At 46.0% G+C, this 19787-nt stretch carries 16 protein-coding genes; 6 read left to right on the top strand and 10 right to left on the bottom strand.

Annotated elements, in window-relative coordinates:
- Position 1: 1 nt before the first annotated feature.
- Both LZG72_RS11240 and LZG72_RS11235 read right to left on the bottom strand, forming a co-directional pair.
- Complete coding sequence (locus tag LZG72_RS11240; RefSeq protein WP_233871662.1) at positions 2-2563, bottom strand: TonB-dependent receptor; 2562 nt, start codon at positions 2561-2563, stop codon at positions 2-4.
- 284 nt (positions 2564-2847) lie between these two features.
- Complete coding sequence (locus tag LZG72_RS11235) at positions 2848-4290, bottom strand: serine hydrolase (RefSeq protein ID WP_233871659.1); 1443 nt, start codon at positions 4288-4290, stop codon at positions 2848-2850.
- A 61-nt stretch (positions 4291-4351) separates the two neighbouring features.
- Here LZG72_RS11235 and LZG72_RS11230 point away from each other — a divergent pair, with 61 nt between their 5' ends.
- Positions 4352-5332 (top strand): glycoside hydrolase family 43 protein, encoded by a 981-nt coding sequence (locus LZG72_RS11230; RefSeq protein ID WP_233871656.1) that lies wholly within the window; start codon positions 4352-4354, stop codon positions 5330-5332.
- 7 nt (positions 5333-5339) lie between these two features.
- On the opposite strand, the gene LZG72_RS11225 is transcribed toward LZG72_RS11230, so the two are convergent.
- The 5 genes from LZG72_RS11225 to LZG72_RS11205 all read right to left on the bottom strand — a co-directional run bounded on the left by LZG72_RS11225 (position 5340) and on the right by LZG72_RS11205 (position 11282).
- A complete protein-coding gene (locus LZG72_RS11225) occupies positions 5340-6011 on the bottom strand; it encodes a zeta toxin family protein (protein ID WP_233871653.1) in 672 nt (223 codons plus the stop codon).
- Positions 5998-6267 (bottom strand): hypothetical protein, encoded by a 270-nt coding sequence (locus tag LZG72_RS11220; RefSeq protein WP_233871650.1) that lies wholly within the window; start codon positions 6265-6267, stop codon positions 5998-6000. The genes LZG72_RS11225 and LZG72_RS11220 overlap by 14 nt, the downstream gene beginning before the upstream one ends.
- Before the next feature lie 500 nt (positions 6268-6767).
- On the bottom strand, positions 6768-9161 hold the full coding sequence (locus tag LZG72_RS11215; protein WP_233871647.1) for an outer membrane beta-barrel family protein: 2394 nt from the start codon (positions 9159-9161) through the stop codon (positions 6768-6770).
- Positions 9162-9306: 145 nt separating this feature from the next.
- Entirely contained in the window at positions 9307-10377 is a 1071-nt protein-coding gene (locus LZG72_RS11210) for an AraC family transcriptional regulator (RefSeq protein ID WP_233871644.1), read from the bottom strand.
- Positions 10378-10559: 182 nt separating this feature from the next.
- Positions 10560-11282, bottom strand: coding sequence for a LytTR family DNA-binding domain-containing protein (locus tag LZG72_RS11205; protein WP_233871641.1), 723 nt, complete (start codon positions 11280-11282; stop codon positions 10560-10562).
- A gap of 268 nt (positions 11283-11550) precedes the next feature.
- Between LZG72_RS11205 and LZG72_RS11200 the strand changes: the two genes are divergently transcribed.
- Positions 11551-12417 (top strand): GNAT family N-acetyltransferase, encoded by an 867-nt coding sequence (locus LZG72_RS11200; RefSeq protein WP_233871638.1) that lies wholly within the window; start codon positions 11551-11553, stop codon positions 12415-12417.
- A 6-nt stretch (positions 12418-12423) separates the two neighbouring features.
- Here LZG72_RS11200 and LZG72_RS11195 read toward each other — a convergent pair whose 3' ends face one another.
- Positions 12424-14292, bottom strand: coding sequence for a gamma-glutamyltransferase family protein (locus LZG72_RS11195; RefSeq protein WP_233871635.1), 1869 nt, complete (start codon positions 14290-14292; stop codon positions 12424-12426).
- Positions 14293-14822: 530 nt separating this feature from the next.
- Here LZG72_RS11195 and LZG72_RS11190 point away from each other — a divergent pair.
- Positions 14823-15233 carry a Crp/Fnr family transcriptional regulator gene (locus tag LZG72_RS11190; RefSeq protein ID WP_233871633.1) on the top strand — a complete coding sequence of 137 codons (411 nt, stop codon included), beginning with the start codon at positions 14823-14825 and terminating at the stop codon, positions 15231-15233.
- Positions 15234-15289: 56 nt separating this feature from the next.
- Entirely contained in the window at positions 15290-16138 is an 849-nt protein-coding gene (locus LZG72_RS11185; RefSeq protein WP_233871631.1) for an acyl-CoA thioester hydrolase/BAAT C-terminal domain-containing protein, read from the top strand.
- A 141-nt stretch (positions 16139-16279) separates the two neighbouring features.
- Here LZG72_RS11185 and LZG72_RS11180 read toward each other — a convergent pair whose 3' ends face one another.
- Together LZG72_RS11180 and LZG72_RS11175 are read right to left on the bottom strand one after the other, a co-directional pair.
- Positions 16280-16927: a 2'-5' RNA ligase family protein gene (locus LZG72_RS11180; RefSeq protein WP_233871629.1), complete on the bottom strand. Its 648-nt coding sequence runs from the start codon at positions 16925-16927 to the stop codon at positions 16280-16282.
- Between the two features lie 166 nt (positions 16928-17093).
- Positions 17094-17495, bottom strand: a complete 402-nt coding sequence (locus LZG72_RS11175; RefSeq protein ID WP_233871627.1) for a VOC family protein — start codon at positions 17493-17495, stop codon at positions 17094-17096.
- A 115-nt stretch (positions 17496-17610) separates the two neighbouring features.
- Between LZG72_RS11175 and LZG72_RS11170 the strand changes: the two genes are divergently transcribed.
- Both LZG72_RS11170 and porV read left to right on the top strand, forming a co-directional pair.
- The gene (locus LZG72_RS11170; protein ID WP_233871626.1) at positions 17611-18381 is read left to right on the top strand and encodes a DNA-formamidopyrimidine glycosylase family protein; all 771 of its coding nucleotides are present in this window, start codon (positions 17611-17613) and stop codon (positions 18379-18381) included.
- Positions 18382-18511: 130 nt separating this feature from the next.
- A complete protein-coding gene (gene porV, locus LZG72_RS11165; protein ID WP_233871624.1) occupies positions 18512-19615 on the top strand; it encodes a type IX secretion system outer membrane channel protein PorV in 1104 nt (367 codons plus the stop codon).
- Positions 19616-19787: the final 172 nt, after the last annotated feature.

Genomic DNA, 19787 nt, shown 5'->3' with positions numbered 1-19787 from the left:
ATTAGTATGTAAACCTTACAGTAACACCATACGTGCGCTGATCGCCTACGATACCCGCATATTGGCCGTAGCTTCCCGGCGCAGCCAGTAATTGTTCGTAATAGTTTTTGTTGAATGCATTTCTTGCCCAAAGGAAGAAGGTAAGGCCGTTTGAAGCTCTGAAACCTACACGTGCATTTGTGAGTGCGTAACCGTCGATGTTCAGGAACTCCGAGGGAGACGGGCTTGATGAGAATTCAGAGCGGTAATATTCGTCGATACCCAGGAAGTAATTGCCTTTCAGACCTACAAAAGTCCCTTTGAATGCCACTTCGCCGCCTACTGAACCGGACCATTTCGATACACCGGGTAATCTTCCACCCGAAATATCTTTGAAAGCCTGAGGGCCTCCAACTTCTTCCAGCGGCACCGGCGCATTCACGAATTTTACATATTTACCATCGGTATAAGCTACTGCCGCGTTCAACGTTAGACCTCCGAAACGGATATTACCGTCCAGTTCTGCGCCTTGTACACGTACATTTTCTGCATTCGCCAGATAACCTCGGTTCACACCAGGTTCAGGAGTTTGTACCTGCGTCTGGAAATCGTCGATGTCCGAGCGGAAGAAAGTCAGGTTCAATACAGAATTGCCTGAGGGTTTGGTTTTTATACCAAATTCTTTGTGTTCTACGTATTCTGGTTTCACCTTGGCAAGATCCAGCAGGATTGCGCCGCTGGCAGTTGGTAAGCCGCCCACGTTCACGCCAATCGGCTTAAATCCAACCGAGTAAGTCGCATATGCATTGAACCTCGTGCTGGCTCTGTACTGTACCGACAACTGACCGGAAAAATTACCTTCTGAATAATCCGTATTGAAAGCCTGGTTGCTGTAAACGCCATTTTTCAAAGCAATTAATGCTGCGTCTGTGGTCTGTAATCCCCCATAAGCTACCCGGTTGTAGTCAACGACTTTTTTGTCATAATTGTAACGTACACCTGGCAGGATGTGGAACTTTTCGGTTATAGCCCAGTCGGCCTGAGCGAATACTGCCAAACTGGTGCTTTTGATCCGGTTTGTGGTTCTGATACCAAAATTGTCAAACAGCCCGGGAGTTTTCCACAAGTTGCTTGTCGTACTCTGTGCAAATCTCCATTGTGCCGAGCCGGCTTCTTCGGTTTGTACGGGATCGGAAGTGAGGTCTTGCCAAAGTCCGAATACACCCACGACACCGCTCAATTTTGGAGATATTTTTCCCGAGTAGCGAAGTTCCTGCGACCATTGATCGTGTTTTGAATTACCGGAAGAAATCGTAAATACAGGCAATCCAATGTAATCCCTGTCATTCAATGGAGTCCATTTCCAGTACCTCCACGCAGAAGTCGAAGTCAATGTTCCATTGCCGATCTTAATATCTGCATTCACAGAAACACCTCCCAATTGGTTGTCTGCTTTTGATGGCGTATCGAGATCGAGTTTGCGGTCGAAGGCACTTGTGTAGGGAATCTTGTAGCCCAGGTCAGCGATGATGTTGTTGAATTGTCTGTATTCGGCTCTTTTCGTTTTTACCACACCAGCTACCGGCCAGCCATATCCCGTCGGTTTCTGATCTGAAATGTCCCCGATCACCGTGATATTTACTTTATCCGATGGTGTATAAAGCAGCTGCCCTCTCACCCCGATGTTGTTGATGTCGTTGATCGGCAATTGGGTATGTTCATTGAAAAACGTACCGTTCCGCTGAGTACCTGTGAAAGAAACACGCGCAGCCAGTTTTTTGCTTAAAGGTCCGGTCACAGATGCTTTTGCCTGAATGTAGCCCAGGTTACCATAGCTCAGCTCAAAATTAGCTCCCGGCGTAAAGCTCGCGCCCCGGGTTGTAATGTTGAATGCACCGGCTGTCGTATTTTTTCCAAAAAGTGTTCCCTGAGGCCCACGCAATACTTCAACGCGTTCGATGTCAATAAAATCGAGCGCAGTTGCTGCCGGACGCGCGTAGTACACACCGTCCACATAAAAGCCTACACCCGGGTCGATCCCATCGTTTGTTAATCCGAAAGTTGAACCCAACCCGCGAATATTTAAGGTCGTGTTTCGTGCATTGGAAGCGTATAACTGTACGGTAGGTACCAATTCTTTGAGACGGTTCACGTTAAACGCGCCTGCGTCTTCGGCCCGGGTACCGCCGATCACAGAGATGGGAATGGGTACCTCCTGAGCGGATTCCTGACGACGGCGGGAAGAAATCACGACGTCATCCAGCTGCGTATTGTTTACTTCAAGCCTGATCTCAACTTTGCTTTCGCTGACCAGAACTTCTTTTTTTACATATCCTACGTAGGAGACGATCAGGGTAAATGGCAGTTTCTGGCCGGTAACGAGGCTGAACTCTCCATTTGCGTCGGTGACATCTCCATTGGTTGTTCCTTTGATTGTTACTGTCGCGCCGATTAAGGCTTCATTGGTACGGGCATCCAGGATTCTCCCGGTAACCGTTGCATTAATTGTCGGCTCCTGTGCGGATGCAAACAGTGGGAAGAAAACCGCAGCCAGCAAAATGGCCGATTTTAAAAATTGTTTCATGCTATTGAAGTTGGTGGTGTTAATATTTGTTTGGCTGCCGGAGCTGAAAAGCAAGACTTTCCTGATCCGGAACGACTGAGGAATTTCCCCGGCCGGGCGTTCATGAAGCAATATCATACCGCCAACAACAGGAGTGTTTTAGTAGAATAACTGATTTCATCAGGGTAGCTTAGATTGGTTTGGGCACAAATATATAAAAATCATAAACTATATAGAGTTTATAGAGTAATAAAATTAAAGTTGGACATGACCTGGTGCATTTTATAAATGTCCGCAACCAAAATCTATCTGACTTTTATCAACATGAATCGCATTCCCTGATTAACTATTTTAAGTTGATTTACACGACCGGCGGCATCCGGTTCGAAGACGAGTTTGAGGGTGGTATTGTTTAAAAAGAAGGTGTTTGCTGACTCTGGAAATACGTTTTGTTCCATGGCGTCGCCACTTTTTGCATAAAGATTGCCTCCGGAAAAGGTGATGGTCATGGTTTGAGCCGGATTCTCCGGCGACACGTATTTACCCTGAAATGTGCTCAGTTTTTCCGGTGAAAGCCGGATGCCCCGGCTCTGCCTGATCGTTTCGGGATAGCTAACTGGCTCGCCTTCGAGAATGCGGTCAATAGGGTCCATGATGGTCATTACATCGCAGGCGTCGTTGATATTTGATAAAAGAATAACGGTTTGTTTTCTGGATACTTTCCTGACAATCAACGAAGTATAGCCTCCATAGCCACCTGGTGCAAACATATCCCGATATCCCGGATCGCCCGGCAAAAGCTGCCAGACGAACGTATACGGAATTCCGGGCGTCACTTCACCAAAACGGGTTGTTTGATTTAAAATAAAGGGTTGTAACGCTTCTTTGAGAGTGGATTCACGCACCAGCAGGTTTTTGGAAAGCGCCTGGTCCCATTTGTACAAATCACCGGTATTACTGATCACCCCGTAAGCGCCATAAACGCCAGCCAGGTGATACGTGTAGCGTTTAAGGCTATCCGTTCTGATAAACTGATTTCGGCTCCCGTCCCATGAATAATCAAAAGCATAGGCTTTTGGCGATTCATCCGAATGTCTGGAATACACTTTCGTGGTGGTCATGCCGGCTGGTAAAAAGATATTCCGGGCTAAATAGCCGGCAAAACTCTGGCCAGAAACCATCTCGACAATGCTGGCAAGTAACGCATAGTTGGTGTTCGAATACAGTACCTCTGAACCGGGTTCAAATGCGGTGGGCCTGGCTTTGGCGACCAGCCTTTTAATGATATCCGCATTGTTATTAATGCGTTTTATGTCGATGTCATTTTCGGTCCATGCCAGGAAATCCTCGATCCCGGACGTATTTGTGAGCAAATGCCGGATGGTGACGCTTTTGTAAGGTAGTTCCGGAAAGAATTTTTTTAGCGAATCGTCATAGGATACCAGGCCTTTTTCCTTTAACTGCATGATTGCGGTGGCGGTAAAAAGCTTGGAGACGGAAGCCAGCTCGAAAGTGGATGCATTGGTCAAAAGCCTGTTGTTTTCTTTATTGGCCGCACCATACGCCGACTGAAATAGGATCCGGTCTTGCTCCGCCACTAAAACACACCCATTAAAGTTCCCCCGCCGGCTCAGAGTGTCAAACAGCATTTTGAGATGAACACTTTTATCCTGCGCAGTCGCTTCAAGATAAGTCAATAAGAAAAGGAGGATAATGGGTATGCAGGCTGCTTTTGATCTTCGGGACATCGAGCTATTTTTTATATCCCTGTAAATATCCGGTTTCCGACTTCACATTCATGTACATACAATGAGAAAATTAGCATTGACTTGCGTAATACTGCTGGCAAATCTGATATCCGGATATTCACAAAATGCAGAACCAGTTTTAAAAACAGACGTTCCGTTGGATTCCATACGCCTGAGCGATCCGTTTATTCTGGCTGACAAGAAAACATCCATGTATTACATGACGGGTACGGGCGGAAGGTTATGGAAAAGCAAAGATCTGCGAAAATGGACCGGGCCATATCAGGTGATCCGGACCGATCCGCAATCCTGGATGGGGCCGAAGCCGATGGTTTGGGCGGCGGAGCTGCATGCGTATCAGGGCAAATACTACAATTTTGCCACCTTCACAAATAAGGCTATCCGGGTTGGAAATGACCTGGATCGGCGCGCAAGCCATGTTTTGGTGAGTGACAAGCCGGACGGGCCCTATGTTCCTATGAAGGATCCCGTTTACCTGCCCGCGGATAAACTGACGTTGGATGCGACGATCTGGACGGATACGGACGGTAAACCTTACATGGTTTACTGCCACGAATGGCTGCAGAATGGCAACGGAACCATTGAAAAAATTGAGTTGAAGCCTGATTTGAGCGGAACGATCGGGGATGGAAAAATACTGTTTCTGGCCAGTGATTCGCCATGGAGCCGGGAGAAGGAAAAGGACGGCACAGACCGCCCGAACAAAGTAACTGACGGACCGTGGCTGTTTCGGACTAAAACAGGAAAACTCGGGATGTTGTGGACAAGCTGGATCTATGATGTGTACACGCAGGGTATTGCCTATTCGACGAGCGGTACACTGGATGGTCCCTGGGTTCAGGAAAAACAACCGATCACTCCGCCGAACTACGGCCACGGCATGTTATTCCGAACATTCGAAGGAAAGTTACTGATGTCATTACACAGCCACAAAAGCATCGGCGGAAAAACAATCCGCATTCCGCACCTGTTCGAAGCAGACGATTCCGGGGATAAGATTGTGGTGGGAAAAGCGTATTAGATGAGGTTTATCGTTGCGTTTCTGATGTTCTCTGCTCGCCTAAAAAGGCACTGATCTTTTGCGCAATGGATGTCATTCGGTGTACTAGCCATTCCTTTTGCAATGCTGATGGATAAGCTAAAACTACCTGATCATTTTCCAGCTTAGCCAACAAAATAGGATATTTCATTCCATCGTATAGTTCTATGCATTTAAATGTTCTCCGATAGTCATTTACGTGTTGAAGATTTTTTTCATAAACACCTCTAATGGTGTCAGGCGGGACATAATGACCACCTTCCAGCACACGTTGACCTACTCGGGCCACGCAGTCGCTGATTTTATCAAGACATAAAAAGTTCAATTGAATCTGATAACCATTGTTTTCGAACGCATCCAAGTATTTCCAATAATCAGGGTGTGATAACGGAGTTTCCAGAACGAAATGATTTTGGGCATGAATTGCTTTTTTCATTTCCACAACCAATCGCTCTTCCATTAACTGACTTGCTCTTTTTGGGATCAACTCAACAGGAATATCTTGGGAAGCGAGCAGGACTTCAAATTCCGATCTGGTTTGATCTCTATCGAATGACCAGATCCCATTAAAATCCGCTGGTAGCATAGCCTGGATATGCGTTGACTTACCCGCTCCGTTAGGACCGGAGACTACTAAAAGCGTGGGATTAGAGTAATTCATGCTCTTTCCGGATCTGATCAGCGTCGGAAGGCGTCAGAACGTCTATCACCTTTGCTTCAAATCTGGCTCCCGCATAGGAAACCTGCTGAACTTCGATCCGTCCATCGGGGAATTCGCGATATACCTGTCCCTCAGGCAGTTTTTCGGAAAGGATTAAAAAAGGTAATTTTTTTCTGAAATTTCTTGAACGCAAAGCCCTAACAGTAATCAGATGCCGTTCTTTCTGGATATTCGTATCTGAAATAGCGTTGCTCATGTGTAAAACTATCGGATTGTAAGATGCTAGTAAAAATAAGAAATTGCCATTATAAAATCAACAGCTGTTTCCCGCTCGCTGTCAGAGCCAGCTAAATGCTGTCAGACGATTCCGGGGATAAGATTGTGGTGGGAAAAGCGTATTAAGTAAGAGTTTCTATTGATCCATAAAGCCCGGGCTGTATGGCGAAGAAAATTCCAGGCAAGAGATAACCTTTACATCCTTAAAGCCTTGATTGTACTGCTGGAAGTTTTCGATGAACCGTTCCTCACAAGGGGGAGTTGAAGATTCAATGTTGAAAGACTTGGCAAAAAAAAGGTCTTCCTGTCTTGCAGATAAAGTAATTACAAATCTGGGCATCGAAAAAGAAGTTGGCGAGTGAGGTATACGTTCGAGTTTGTCACGTCCCCTGCAAAATTCGTTCCTCACTAGTTTTATGCTGATTTGTGGAAATTTTAGGACATTTTATTGTGGAATTAGTTGTTAAATTCCATTGCGAACTAACTTCCTGCCCGTTTTTCTTCCTCACTGGTCCGGGCTCTTTTTGCCTGATAGGTGGCACCACCTAAGTTATAAATTAGCGCCAATACTGCCCGCCGCGTTCTGAAACGATGTGATAATTGATTATCCATGATGGCTTTCTCCCGAAAAACCAGTGTTAAGTGATGTGTATAAAAGAGATCATAAAAATTGAGTTTGGTACTTAATTTTCCGTCCAGCCAGGATTTCTGAGCGCCGATGTCGACCGATCCGAACGATTTGATCCGGTAAAGACTGCTGCCGCTTTTTGATTTGTACCGGTACGTCAGGTCTGCGGTAATTCCTTTCGGCAGCGAAAAAGTCTGACTGCCATTGACAGAGTAATCGAACACACCAATCGCGTACGTTTTTCCCAGGTAGGGCATTTGCTGTTTGTGGTAGTAAATGCCGGCCGAATGCATGGTTTTCCACCAGTTTGTAATGGCGAAAGTGTAGCTGGATTCCAGACTCGCAAAGTCGCTGAAAGGCACGTTCATACCCAGGTAAAGCAATTCATTGGTAACACGATTGTATTCGGGATAGCGTGCCATAAGATCCTTTTCGCGGCCTGCAACAACGGTGGCGCTGAAATCCCTGACTTGCAGACGCAGTTGCAACGAGCTCACAACCGACGGGCGCAGGTAGGGATTGCCCACCCGGTAGTTTAATGGGCTCAGATAAAAACGGAAAGGATTTAGCTGATCAAAATCCGGACGGGTAATGCGCCTGGTGAATGACAGGCTTATCTGGTCCAGTTTGTCGAATGCGTAAGAAATAGTGGCCCCTGGCAGCCAGTTCGTATAATCTCTTTTTTGCACCCCACCTTGCGTGACTGCATTTGCAACCGTGCGTGAATGCTCGGCGCGGAGGCTTGCATTAAACGAATATTTATTCAGTTTAAAGTCGTAGGAAACGTACCCGGCTGTAATGTATTCGTAGTATAAAAACTTATTGGAACGTCCTGCATCCGCCGTAAAACGCTTGTCTTTTGCGAGCGTATCATATCTTAGATCATTGTTTGTGGTAATGAAAGAATACTTCGCGCCCGATTCCAGCCGGCCGTTTTTCAAGGTTTTCACATAGTCAGATTGAATGGTCCGGATCTGCACCTGGTTGTGGAGTTTTGTCTTCCAGTAACTCCTGAGCATTTCTTTGAGCTCGTCCCTAATCCGGATATCCTCCTGCTGCCGGTTGGAAATGTGGGTGAGCGACCCAAAAAATGAAAGTTTGCTGGCTTTGAAATCCATGTCATAACCCACATTTGCGGCATAGTTCCGTTGCTTGGGAGTTGCCTGATTTTTTGTCTGGTTAATCCCCACGACATTATTTCGAAGTGAATCCTTAAATGTCAAAGTATTGTTGGTCAGCAGGTTGCGGTTTGCCTGATAGGCTTTTAATGACAATTCGAGATGCCGGTTCTTTTTAAGCGAAAGATCGGCGGTGGCCTGAATGGTCGGATTGTTGTTTGAAGTTTTGGTAACGGTGCGGGTGATCATGTAATTTTTGCTGGCCAGTCGCTGGAATGCATTGTATTGATAATAATCATTGCCCAGCACGTGCGCGGCGCGAACACTGTACGTATGCCCTTTTGTCCTGTAAAAAAGGCTTAAATTGTTGTCCGTGGAAGAATACACATTGCGCCGCAAACTGGAATTCAGGCTGCCTTTCCAGCCACTCGTAAGGTCGGATTTCAACCGGACATCAATAACTCCCCGGAATTGACCATCATATTTGGAAGAAGGATTCGTGATGATCTCGATCGACTCGATGGATTCTGGGTTCAGTCCGTTCAGATAAACCAGCATTTCGTCGGCGCTCATGGGCATTGGTTTACCATTAATAAAAAGTACGGGCGCATTTCTGCCCGCTAATAGTATTGCGCCGTCAGGATTGACGGACACGCCCGGTGCTTTCCGGAGAATATCCATCAGGTTGGCGGACGATTTGAAAAAACGGTTGCCGGCAATATTGAGTACAGTCCGGTCGGAATGGAATTGGACGGCGGGCTTTTCTCCTTTTACGGTTACCGCATTGAGCATGGTAACGTCAGGCTGCAATGCGATCCGCCCAAGTTCCACATTCGGTTGTGCGCCTGTTGCATATAGTTTTTTAGAATAATCAAGGTAACCTAAAGACGATATCCGAAGTAAGTAGCTGCCGTCGGCTACTCCTGCAAACTCGAAGTAACCGGCCGAGTCAGCCAGACTTGTCATTCGTATTGCATTTCCTTCCGCGACATGCAGCGATACATTCGCAAAACTGATTGAGGTGTCGCTGGCACTATCCGAGACGAAACCTTTTATGCTGGTTTGGGCAAAAAGAGAACAAATCCCGATGGCCGGCGAGAGTGTTAACGCGAAAAGAAACTTGAACATAAACTACATTTGATTTACCCGAAAATGAACGGGGGCAAATGTAAAATGGGGACGGGTGGGCAGCGTTCGGATTTCCTGTAACGGGCGTACTGATTTATAAATCGGTACACGGAAATTATTGTATTTACTGAAAATCAATAGGTTATTAAGTGGCGGTGTTTGCCAATCCTTCTTTGAACAGGAGTGGCGTAGTCGATTTGATCTTCCGGAAAGATGTGTAGAATGTGGATTTGGAATTAAACCCCACCTCGTATCCGATCGCTTCCACCGAAAATGGATGGTTGGCCTCCATCATCCGGCACGCTTCCTGAATGCGGAACCCATTTACATACGAAGTGAAATTTTTCCCGGCCGAGTCGTTCAGGATCTGCGAAAGCTGGTGAGACGTAACGTTGACGGATTTTGCCAGTTCGCTTAATGTCAGGTTTGGGTTTTTGAAAAGTTCTTGCGCGGTCATGACGTGGTTTAGCTTTTCAAGAACGAGCGAAGCATCTGTTCCTGCAACCTGCCTGACTGGTTTCTTTAAAGGTTTTACATAAAACAACCCGTCTGCTTTTCCTTTGATCAGGTACATGAGGATCATGCTGTAAAGTCCGAACGAGAAAACGAGCGCGCCGCCGAAATAGGTGTTGTAAAATTTGCCGAAAAACAGCGCCAGCGAAAACGAGATAAAAATGATGACATTCGCGGCGAAAATCGACAAAAGCCACTTTTCTGATGGCACCGTCGCCGTTCTATCCCGGATGAAACGGACGAAAATTTCATTCAAAAGCGCACCCGAGGCGAGAATGTAAATGAACCAGACGGTGTAAATGCCTCTGGTCACGTATTTATTCCAAACCGCCGGATAGGTACTATAAGGTACCAAAATACCGAAAAGGAAGATTACGCCGACAAGCGCCGCGATCTGCCACTTCCATTTCGAAGGCAGGTCGTTGATTTGCTGCGTAGTAGCCCGCACGAAATAATACAGCGCGGGGCCGATCAGGAAACAGGCGGACAACCCGATCTGCAGGTAAATTTTCGGCAGCTCGGGATTAAAGTACACAAATACCGATTTACCGATCCGGATACTCAGTGCGAGCAGCAGGCAACCGAGGAAAAAACTAGATAGGTTTCTTTTGCGAAAGAAAAAAACGAAGTAAGTACCGAGTATCAGGCCATTAAATGCCCCCAATGCCCCAAAGAAAAACAGGATGTATTTACCTTCATTCATAAAACAAAAATAGGGTCATTTTCGAATAGACAGCAGCTATTATCTAATATCTGAATGGAAGTTGCGGCTATCAGGCAAGCTCTTCATGATTCAGAGGATGCCAAGCTTGCAGAAGTTCTGATTAATGGACTTTCAGACAAGGCGGTGTCGCTGCTTTCTCTGGAATGGTAAGGTTGATTTTTTTAACTAAACCGCAGTTTAGCGATCGCCGAGCGGTACGTTTTACCAACCGGAATAATGGTATTGTTGCACAACAGTTCCGAGTAACGGAGTTCCTTAATCTGGCCCACTGAAACGGCATAGCTGCGGTGAACCCGCAGGAACCGGTCGGCCGGGAGCTGCTCCATGAAGTATGTCAAAGAAGAAAGTGTCATGTAATTTTTATTCGGGGTCACGATTTTGGTATAATCCTGCATTGCTTCCAGATAAATAATGTCACGCTGGGCTAGTCTGACGTGATTATGACCCTCTTTAATGGTAAGAATATCCTTCTCAAAAAGCACTTCGTATGCCTGCGATTTTTGCTTCATTTCCCAATATTCCCGGATCCTGCGCGCGGCCTGAGCGAACCGTTCTTCCGTGAGCGGTTTCAGTATATAATCCAATGCAGAAAGCTCGAAACCCTCTAATGCAAACTCGGGGTGGGAGGTGATAAAAACCGCCATACTCACATCCTCTCTTATTTTTCGCAAGAGATCAATACCGCTGATCTGCGGCATTTCGATATCCAGAAAAACCAGATCGGGCTTGATGTACTGCTGGGCCTCGAAGCCTTCCAGGGCACTTTGGTAAGTGCCACAATGTATAAGAAACGGAAATGCTTTCGAAAATTCGGTGATGAAAAGCAGGTCCAGCGGGTTGTCGTCAATTGCGATGAAACGTATACCAGGAAGCGTACCCGTCATGAATATAAGTTTAGGATTTGCTTCCCAATATATACAAAAGTGGGGTTCGCCGTTCATGTTCAGCCTCAAAAACAGGTATCAATACCCGTCTTGATGCGGCACGGCACTGGCATGGGCCCAACCTGACCTAATTTGGTTTAAATCATTTTGAATTCAGTTGATCAATACTTTTCATTTGCTAGGAAAAATCAGTAATTACACAACTGTTTGAGTTAGTGAGGAGTAGCAAGTACCGGTTTATTTCATTGTAATTAAAAATCCTGCAGCCATGAACAGACCAACTGCATTAAGCACAAATGAAGCTGTCTTGTGGTCGACAGGAGCTGGACCCGTCTTCTCACACGCAGAACCTATTTTGCAGGTAAGCGACGTAGCTCAGACGGTCAAATACTGGCAGGAGGTACTGGGTTTTCCGGGTCAATGGACCTGGGGCGATCCGCCCACGCACGGCGGTGTTTCGTGGCATGGGGCATTTGTGCAGTTTTCATTGGATAAAGATTCGGGGACGAAAACGCATGGCGAGTCGATCTGGATCCGGGTCGCGCATATCGAGACACTTTATACCATGCATGTTGAACGAAAAGCAAACATCGTTTCGCCGCTTGCACGGCAGTCTTATGGTTTTGACGAGTATGTGGTCCGCGATCCGAATGGATACTATATTGCTTTCGCCGCTCCGGCTTCGGGTAAAGATAGGAAATCGGAAAGCCTGCCGGATTCCATTCAGGTAATTAGGCGAGCGCCGACTCCGGAAGAGTATAAAAATCTGCTGAAATCTGTGGGCTGGACTACCGTTGCGTCGGATGAGATTATTCAGAAACAACTGAACGGAGTACAATATGGCGTAGTCGCAGAAAATGCCGGGAACGGGGAAATCATCGGATGCGCACTGATTTTGGGCGACGGTTATAGTTTTTATTATATCAAAGACGTCGTCGTTCACCCCGACTGGCAGGGTAAACGGGTAGGGACTGCCATTATGAAGGAGATTTCGAACTGGCTGGATGCGCATGCGCCCGACAAGTCACTGGTTGGCCTGTATACCGGCGAAACGCTCAAACCATTTTACCAGCAATTCAATTTCACCCCGGCTTTCGGAATGGTCCGGACCATTTATAAAAATGATAAACAGTAAACGGCATTACCAGCCAAAACCATAATCTTCCCCGTGATTGCTCGACCCGCCCCAGAAACTACGGTGCTGCCAGTCAAAATAAATGGCGTTGATCGGGCCGCTGGTCCGGGGCTGGTAACTTAGCTTGTAACCCATTTGCGAAAGCTCTTTTCGTGTCCAGTCGGGCATGGATTGGTTCAGGATCAGGCCGCCGGGTATTTTTTCATGCTCTCCAAAGCTGCCATACATTTGCAAAGTCTTGAAACTGGGCGCCTCGGTAGATTCCTGCACCGTCATCCCGAATTCGACCATATTCAAAAAGAATTGCAGCAACAACTGATCCTGCTCATCGCCCGCCTGTTTGGCAAAAGAAAGAAATGGTTTTCCGTCTTTCATGGCCAGACTTGGAGTCAAGGTAACCCGCGGACGTTTCCCTGGCTCGACCACATTGAATGGATTTTCCTTCGCATCCAGCACAAACGATTGCATCCGCTGACTTAATCCGACGCCGGTGTTTCCCGCAATGCAAGCCGGAATCCAGCCGCCGCTCGGCGTGATACTCACCACCCAGCCTTCTTCATCCGCAGCTTCCACAGACGTAGTACCCGCCGTAAATTCCTTCATAAATGCATCGCTCGGCCCATTCTCGTTTCGGTTGGACGACGCATGAAAATTGCCCCAGGTTTTGATCTGATCGATATATGGATTCTTTTTCCCTTCGAAAGGGTAGGGATCTCCCGGCATTACCTTTACGTCGTTTTTCTCAAAATTGATCTGCTTGATCCTTTCTTTCGCATACTCTTTGGAAAGCAAACCTTTCATCGGTTCCTCGGGCGCAAAAGCCGGGTCGCCATAGTAAAAGTCACGATCGGCAAATGCCAGGTTCATAATCTGGTACAACGTATGCACATACCGTGAGGAGTTATAACCCATTGCTTTCAGATCAAAATTTTCGAGCATGTTCAGAGCTTGCAACATCACGGGACCCTGCGTCCATTGCTGCATTTTGTAGACCTCAATGCCTTTGTAGGTCGTCATCAACGGTTCCTCGATCTTCACTTTCCAGCTCGCCAGATCCTGCTCGGTGATCAATCCGCCTTGTTCTTGTGTGCCGCGGGCGATTTCCCTGGCAATATCCCCTTTGTAAAAACGGTCGTAGGCAGCATAAATGGCTTCTTTTCTGGTTTTACCTTTTTTTAATGTCTGTTGCTCAGTATCTACCAGTTTTTGCAAAGTAGCCAGCAAATCTTTCTGAACGAATATTTCGCCGGCGTCGGGGGCCTCTCTTTCTTTACCTAAATGCGGCAGGAAAACCTTCGTCGAATACGGCCATTTCTTAATTTCACTTTTGCCATTTTCGATTGCATTAGCCGTTTGTCCCTCGATCGGATATCCTTCCGCCATTTGCATGGCCGGGGCAAGCACTTCCTTTAAACTCATGGTACCATATTCCGCCAGCATTGTCATCAGTCCGCCGGGCGTTCCGGGCGTCGTCGCCGCAAGCGGGCCATATTCCGGCGGATATTTCATGCCTTTGTTTTTATAAAATTCCGCGGTAGCACCGGTTGGGGCCACGCCCATTGCATTGATCGCGATCACCTTTTTTGTTTTTGGATTGTAGATCAAAGCCTGCGTCTCACCGCCCCAGCTGAGCACATCCCACATCGTACAAGTCGCCGCCAGCATCGCACAAGAAGCATCGATCGCATTTCCACCTTTACTAAATATCATAGCCCCAGCCGTAGCCGCCAGCGGTTTCCCCGTAATCCCCATCCAATGCCGCCCGTGCAGTGGCGGTTTTTGGGTAGTAACCGGAAAATTATTGAAAGACTGAGCCTGCAAATGCAGGTTTAAGGCAGTGAAAAGCAAGGAAGTAGCAAGTAGCTTTATTTTCATGAAGGCAGTGGTTGAATGGTTTTTAAGATGACAATCTTCACAAGAGGTGTCCAGATTAAATGTAACAAATTTCGAATAGAAGAGAAAGCTGACGTTGACGGCTGGGTAGAGATTTAGATTTCTTGATAATCTTGCGTACCATTTTTTATTTGATAAGTTTGTCAAATCATTAATTATACACACCAGGTCTAGAGAAAAACCTTCCGCTAAATTTGACCAGGAAGTTACAGTTTCATCCACGTTAATTACCATCTTTAATCTGCTGATTGTTGATCCGGCCTGCTATGCTTACTTACAGAAAGCCAGATTATGGGAAAAAGTAGGTTATTAAAGAGATAATTAACAAAATTCCAAGCGCCATCGAAACCCAATCCTCCCTTTTCACCCACTTCGAACAGTACATTCCACTATCTGAAAGCCTGAAAAAGGAACTTTTAGATCGAATTACGCACGTAACCTTCAAAAAAGGCCAGCTCATTCATGACGCGGATAAGATTTGTACCAACAGTTATTTTATCCAAAAAGGCCTGGTGCGTACCTATTTTGTGAAAGATGGTAGAGAGATCAGCGAGTATTTTAGTTGTGAGCAAGAGTGGGTCAATTCGCCGCGGAGTTTTATGCAGCGGCAGAAGGATATTTATTATATCGATGCCATTGAACCGGTAGAAGCTTTTTGCCTTCAGATCAATGATCTGGGTTATTTGCTGGATCATTTCCCGGAAATGGAGCGGTATTCTCGCCTGTCGATGGGACATATCTTTGGCCATTTAATGGAACGTATTACCTCCATGCGTTTTACGACGGCGAAGGAAAAATACGATCATTTTTTGCCTGACTTACAAAGGCATATATCATCGGATTTCTCTGGGAATGATCGCCTCTTATCTTGGCATAACGCAGGAAACATTAAGCCGCATTCGGTCGGAAGCGTGATTATTTGATCTATGTCAAATAGATTGATCGCTCATTCTTAGAGTTTTGCAAGAAAAAAAATCAAATGGATCTGATCAAAATCTGCAAAACCACTTTAATGGCATTATTGCTTTCTTCCATATCTTTTGGAATAGCTGCGCAAAAAATCTTAAATACGCCCCGGACTAGAAGTAAACTCTATCTTGGCAGAAACAAGAATCAACCACTCATTGTCGGGCTCGGCGGTTCCGAAGGTGGAAATGCCTGGGCGAGTGAACATTGGAAGAAAACCCGTGATGCATTCATTCAAAAGGGGTACGCTTTTCTTGCAGTAGGCTACTTTGGCGCGAAAGGTACACCGGATACACTGGACCGGATTGCGCTGGAAGATATTCAGTTTGCCATTTCCGAAGCCACCAAAGACAGTCTTGTAAATCCGGATAAAATTGCCATTATCGGCGGCTCTCGCGGCGGCGACCTGGCTTTGTTGCTGGGAAGCTACTATCCGGATATCAAATGCATTGTTGCGCTGGTGCCTAGTCACGCCGCTTTTCCTGGACATACCAGCCATTTTTCAACTTCTGCCTGGACGTATCGGGGCAAGGAATTGCCATTTGTACCGGTTAACGAAGAATCTATTCCGTTTCTATACAAAAGAGATCTTCGCGGCGCATTTGAAACGATGCTGAAAGATACCGTCGCCGAATCAAATGCATCCATTAAAATTGAAAATATCAACGGTCCAATATTCCTCATTTCCGCAAACAAAGACGAAATAGCTCCGACAACACCTATGTGCGAGAAAATAGTCAAGAGGTTGAAAAACAACCATTTCAAATACAATTACGAGCATGTAGCGGTCGAAGGTGGACACGCGGAGCCGTTAAAGCATTTTGATGAGGTGTTTCGTTTTCTTGAGAGGAATTTTGAATAACGACTTTTACTTCGGCAGTGGAGTCGGCAGTATTTCTGAGTTATACTTACTCTTTCCTGCCAGTTCTGCACTGCCATGCGTATTGTTATTTTCAATATGAACAATTTGATTTTTGTCAGCAATTGATAACATCAATCTGCATCAAAACAGCGAAGCCTGCATATACTGTCCCTCAGGCATTCCCAGAAGCGGGAACTTAGCCACCGTTTCATATTTAGCGCCGTGAATGAGCGACCTTCTCATGAGTTTCATTTCATTCACGGGAAACGAAGCCTGGAATTCACGGTAAAGCCAGTCCATTACTGCGCGTTCAGTTTGCGGTGCAGTCATGTTTCTCGCAATGGTTAAATGCGGATCTTCGCAAAAATGATATTCTGCCGGCGCCCATTGCTTTACATGGTTTCCAACTTCGTTTTTTAATTTTTTGACGAGTTCAAGTACTTCCTCGGAGGCGTTATATTCCAGGTCCACGTAAAAGGTGCCGTGCTCGTATTTGTTGAATTGTGTCAGCCCTATCTGTAACGGGGACATATGCCGCGCCACTTTTGAGAAACCCTGAATGATCCGGTCCACCTTGTTTTCGTGAATCGTGCATTTGAAAAGGGTAAGGTGCGGGACCAGGTTCGCCGCATATTTACAGCCGTAATTATCCTCAAAGTACCTTTTTACATTGTGTATCAATGCCTCAGTAACCTGATCACACGAAAATACAAGCAGGTATTCATACATGTGATGCCGGATATTAACCAGCGTATTCCAGTGGTTATTGTTGATATGGACCCGTTTCATAGTTATGTTGATGATGAAGTGTAATTACTTTGTAAAAATAGTAATTGGTATTTAAAATATCAAATATTTGATTTTAAAAATATCAAAAATATTTTTCATAAAGTATTGAGGACACGCCGATTGTATGAACGTTATGTCCAAAAACGCCTATTCTTGCAAAGTTTAGCTATTGTACTCGCGCCATTGCCTCAGGCGTGATTGGTGTAAAAAAGTTGACAAGGTTACCATCAGGATCACGGAATAGCATCGAGCGGTTGCCCCACGGCATAGTTGTCGGTTTTTGGACTACGGCGTCACCGAGAAAGTCGGCTAATTTTTGGTATTCCGCATCAACATCGTCGACACGAAATTCGAGGATGACCGATCGGTTGCTGGCGGCGGCGGCTATGTCGTCTCCTCCAAATAGCTGTAAGGTACGTGTGCTTCCGATCGCCAAAGTGGCTGCTGCCGTGCGCAACTCGGCAAAATCATCGGTAAACTGCCGCAACGGCATTCCGGTTACATACTCGTAAAATTGGATCAGGCGTTTGATGTCTTGGGTAATAACCCGGACGGATGAGAAATTCATATGCTACATTGCTTGGTTAGTGATACAGCAAAGTAACCACCGCCCGATGACAGCCCTGTGTCAGCAGGTGGTATAGTTATTATGAAATGATTTTTATTCATCAAACAGCGAAACCATGCCCGAAATATGTGATTTGGAAGTGTTTAAAGGAAACCTTCAAAAAGCTTACTTGAAGAAAAAGCTGAAAAAAGTCGAGGTCGGTAAAGGCACAAAAATCAAGGCTTCGGAGAAGGAGTTCAATGACAGCATTGCAGGGAAAATGCTGAATGAGGTGTCGAGGCATGCGAAAGAACTTTATTTCGATTTTGGGGATAATGGGGTGGTTTCCATGCATTTGATGCTCCACGGACAGTTGAGCATGCCGGACGATTTACCTGAAAAATTCATCATTGCATTTGTCTTTGAGGATGCAAAACCGCTGGTATTAACCGATTACCAAAAGGCAGCCAACGCAACTTTAAATCCTGAATTGAATGAAGTAGTAGACGCACTTTCCAAAGAAATGACGCCTGAGTGGCTGGAAACGCAATTGCAAAAGAAAAAAGCTGCCATTAAAACGGTTTTGACGGATCCCAAAGTGATCGGGGGAATTGGTAATGCGTACGCGGATGAGATCTTGTGGGAGGCTCGCATTGATCCCGAATCGAGCGCCAAAAACATTCCGAAAAAGGAAGTACACAAACTGGCCAAAGCAATCACAGAAGTAATCCGCGATTCAATCAAAAAAATTAAGGAAAAACATCCTGACATCATCAGCGGAGAAATCCGCGATTTCATGTCCGTCCACAATCATAAACGTAAAACCAGCCCGACAGGAGGGGAGATACTGACTGCGACGGTTGGCGGGAGGAAGACGTATTATACGAAGGAGCAGGTGAAATATTGAGGATTGTGCCGAGAAAATATTGACAAAATTAAATATTAGAAATACCCCATTCCTGATAATAATCTGATGTTAGCCCGCGTTCCTGATTTTGTAACCGCAATTATAAAACCTTCAACTTATCCTAACATCAATGAAAGCAAATCCTCTGTTTGTCTGCTTTTATGCGCTCGCTTGCGCTCCCGTTTTTGCGCAGGGCCCGGCTGGCTACCGAATACCGTATGGGGAACCTTATAGCATCATAGTGGCCCCCGACGCGAGGAGCGCAGGCTTGGGAGATGCAGGCGTGGCATTGAGTCCGGATGCCAATGCGACCTTTTGGAATCCTTCAAAACTGGCAATGGCAGATCAGGATTTCGGGGTGTCGGCTTCTTACACGCCCTGGCTGAGGAATCTGGTGGACGGCATGTGGCTTGGTTACGCGACTGCTTACAAAAAATTAGGACCGAAGCAGGCCATCGGGGCCTCAGTAAAATATTACGATACCGAGAGTTTTTACGCGACCGGTAATTCCGACAATGCGTACGATCTCGCATTTAGCGGAGTGTATTCCAGGCAGTTAGGGCAAAATTTTTCGATGGGACTTACCTTGAAATACATTACTTCCAAAATCGGTACTGGCATCGTGAATGGCGCGCCTTTAAAAACGGGCTACACTGCGGCGGCGGACATCAGTGCATTTTATCGAAAGCAAATTAAAAGTGACCGGGCCGGAGAAGATTTCAACTGGTCGCTGGGAGCAATTCTTTCCAATCTGGGTGGTAAAATCGATTACGGCTCCGGGGGCGAATATTTTTTACCAACCGCTCTGAAAATCGGTGGGGGCGTATCGTATACCGCCACCGGAAAACACCGGTTAAATGTGGTCGCGGATTTGAGTAAGTTGGCGGTCCCTACTCCGAACAACATCCAGAATCCCAACTCGCAACCGTATTTCAAAGGTGTCTGGGCATCTTTTTCGGACGCTCCCGGTGGGTTTAAGGAAGAAGTTCAGGAGATTGCTTTGTCGATGGGGGCTGAATATTGGTATAAAAATAAGGTTGCATTGCGTGGGGGATATTATGGAGAAAACAACAATAAAGGCGCGCGCAAATTCTTCACGGCCGGTGCCGGTGTCAAACTGTTAAATAAATACACTGCCGACATTTCTTACCTGATCCCTGTTAATTCCGACAATCCGATTTCTAAAACTTTCAGGGTATCAGTCGGAGCTTATTTTGGTGGAAAAAAAGGGTAATGGCATTTTGAAATTGTCATGGTTAAAATGGAAGTGGTCCTTCCTCGAAGTGCATGTTGACTGAGCCGCGTATACAGGAATGCGTTCAGTTGTTCCGTTAAATAAGGTTTTTCAATTGACACAGGATTTATAGCAACCGAAACAGGTTTTATAACGTCCTGGAAAAATCTCT

Source organism: Dyadobacter sp. CY323 (genome assembly GCF_021390245.1).
Lineage (GTDB): Bacteria > Bacteroidota > Bacteroidia > Cytophagales > Spirosomataceae > Dyadobacter.
Note: the sequence above shows the minus strand (reverse complement) of the source record. Positions and strands in the feature narration are given on the sequence as shown.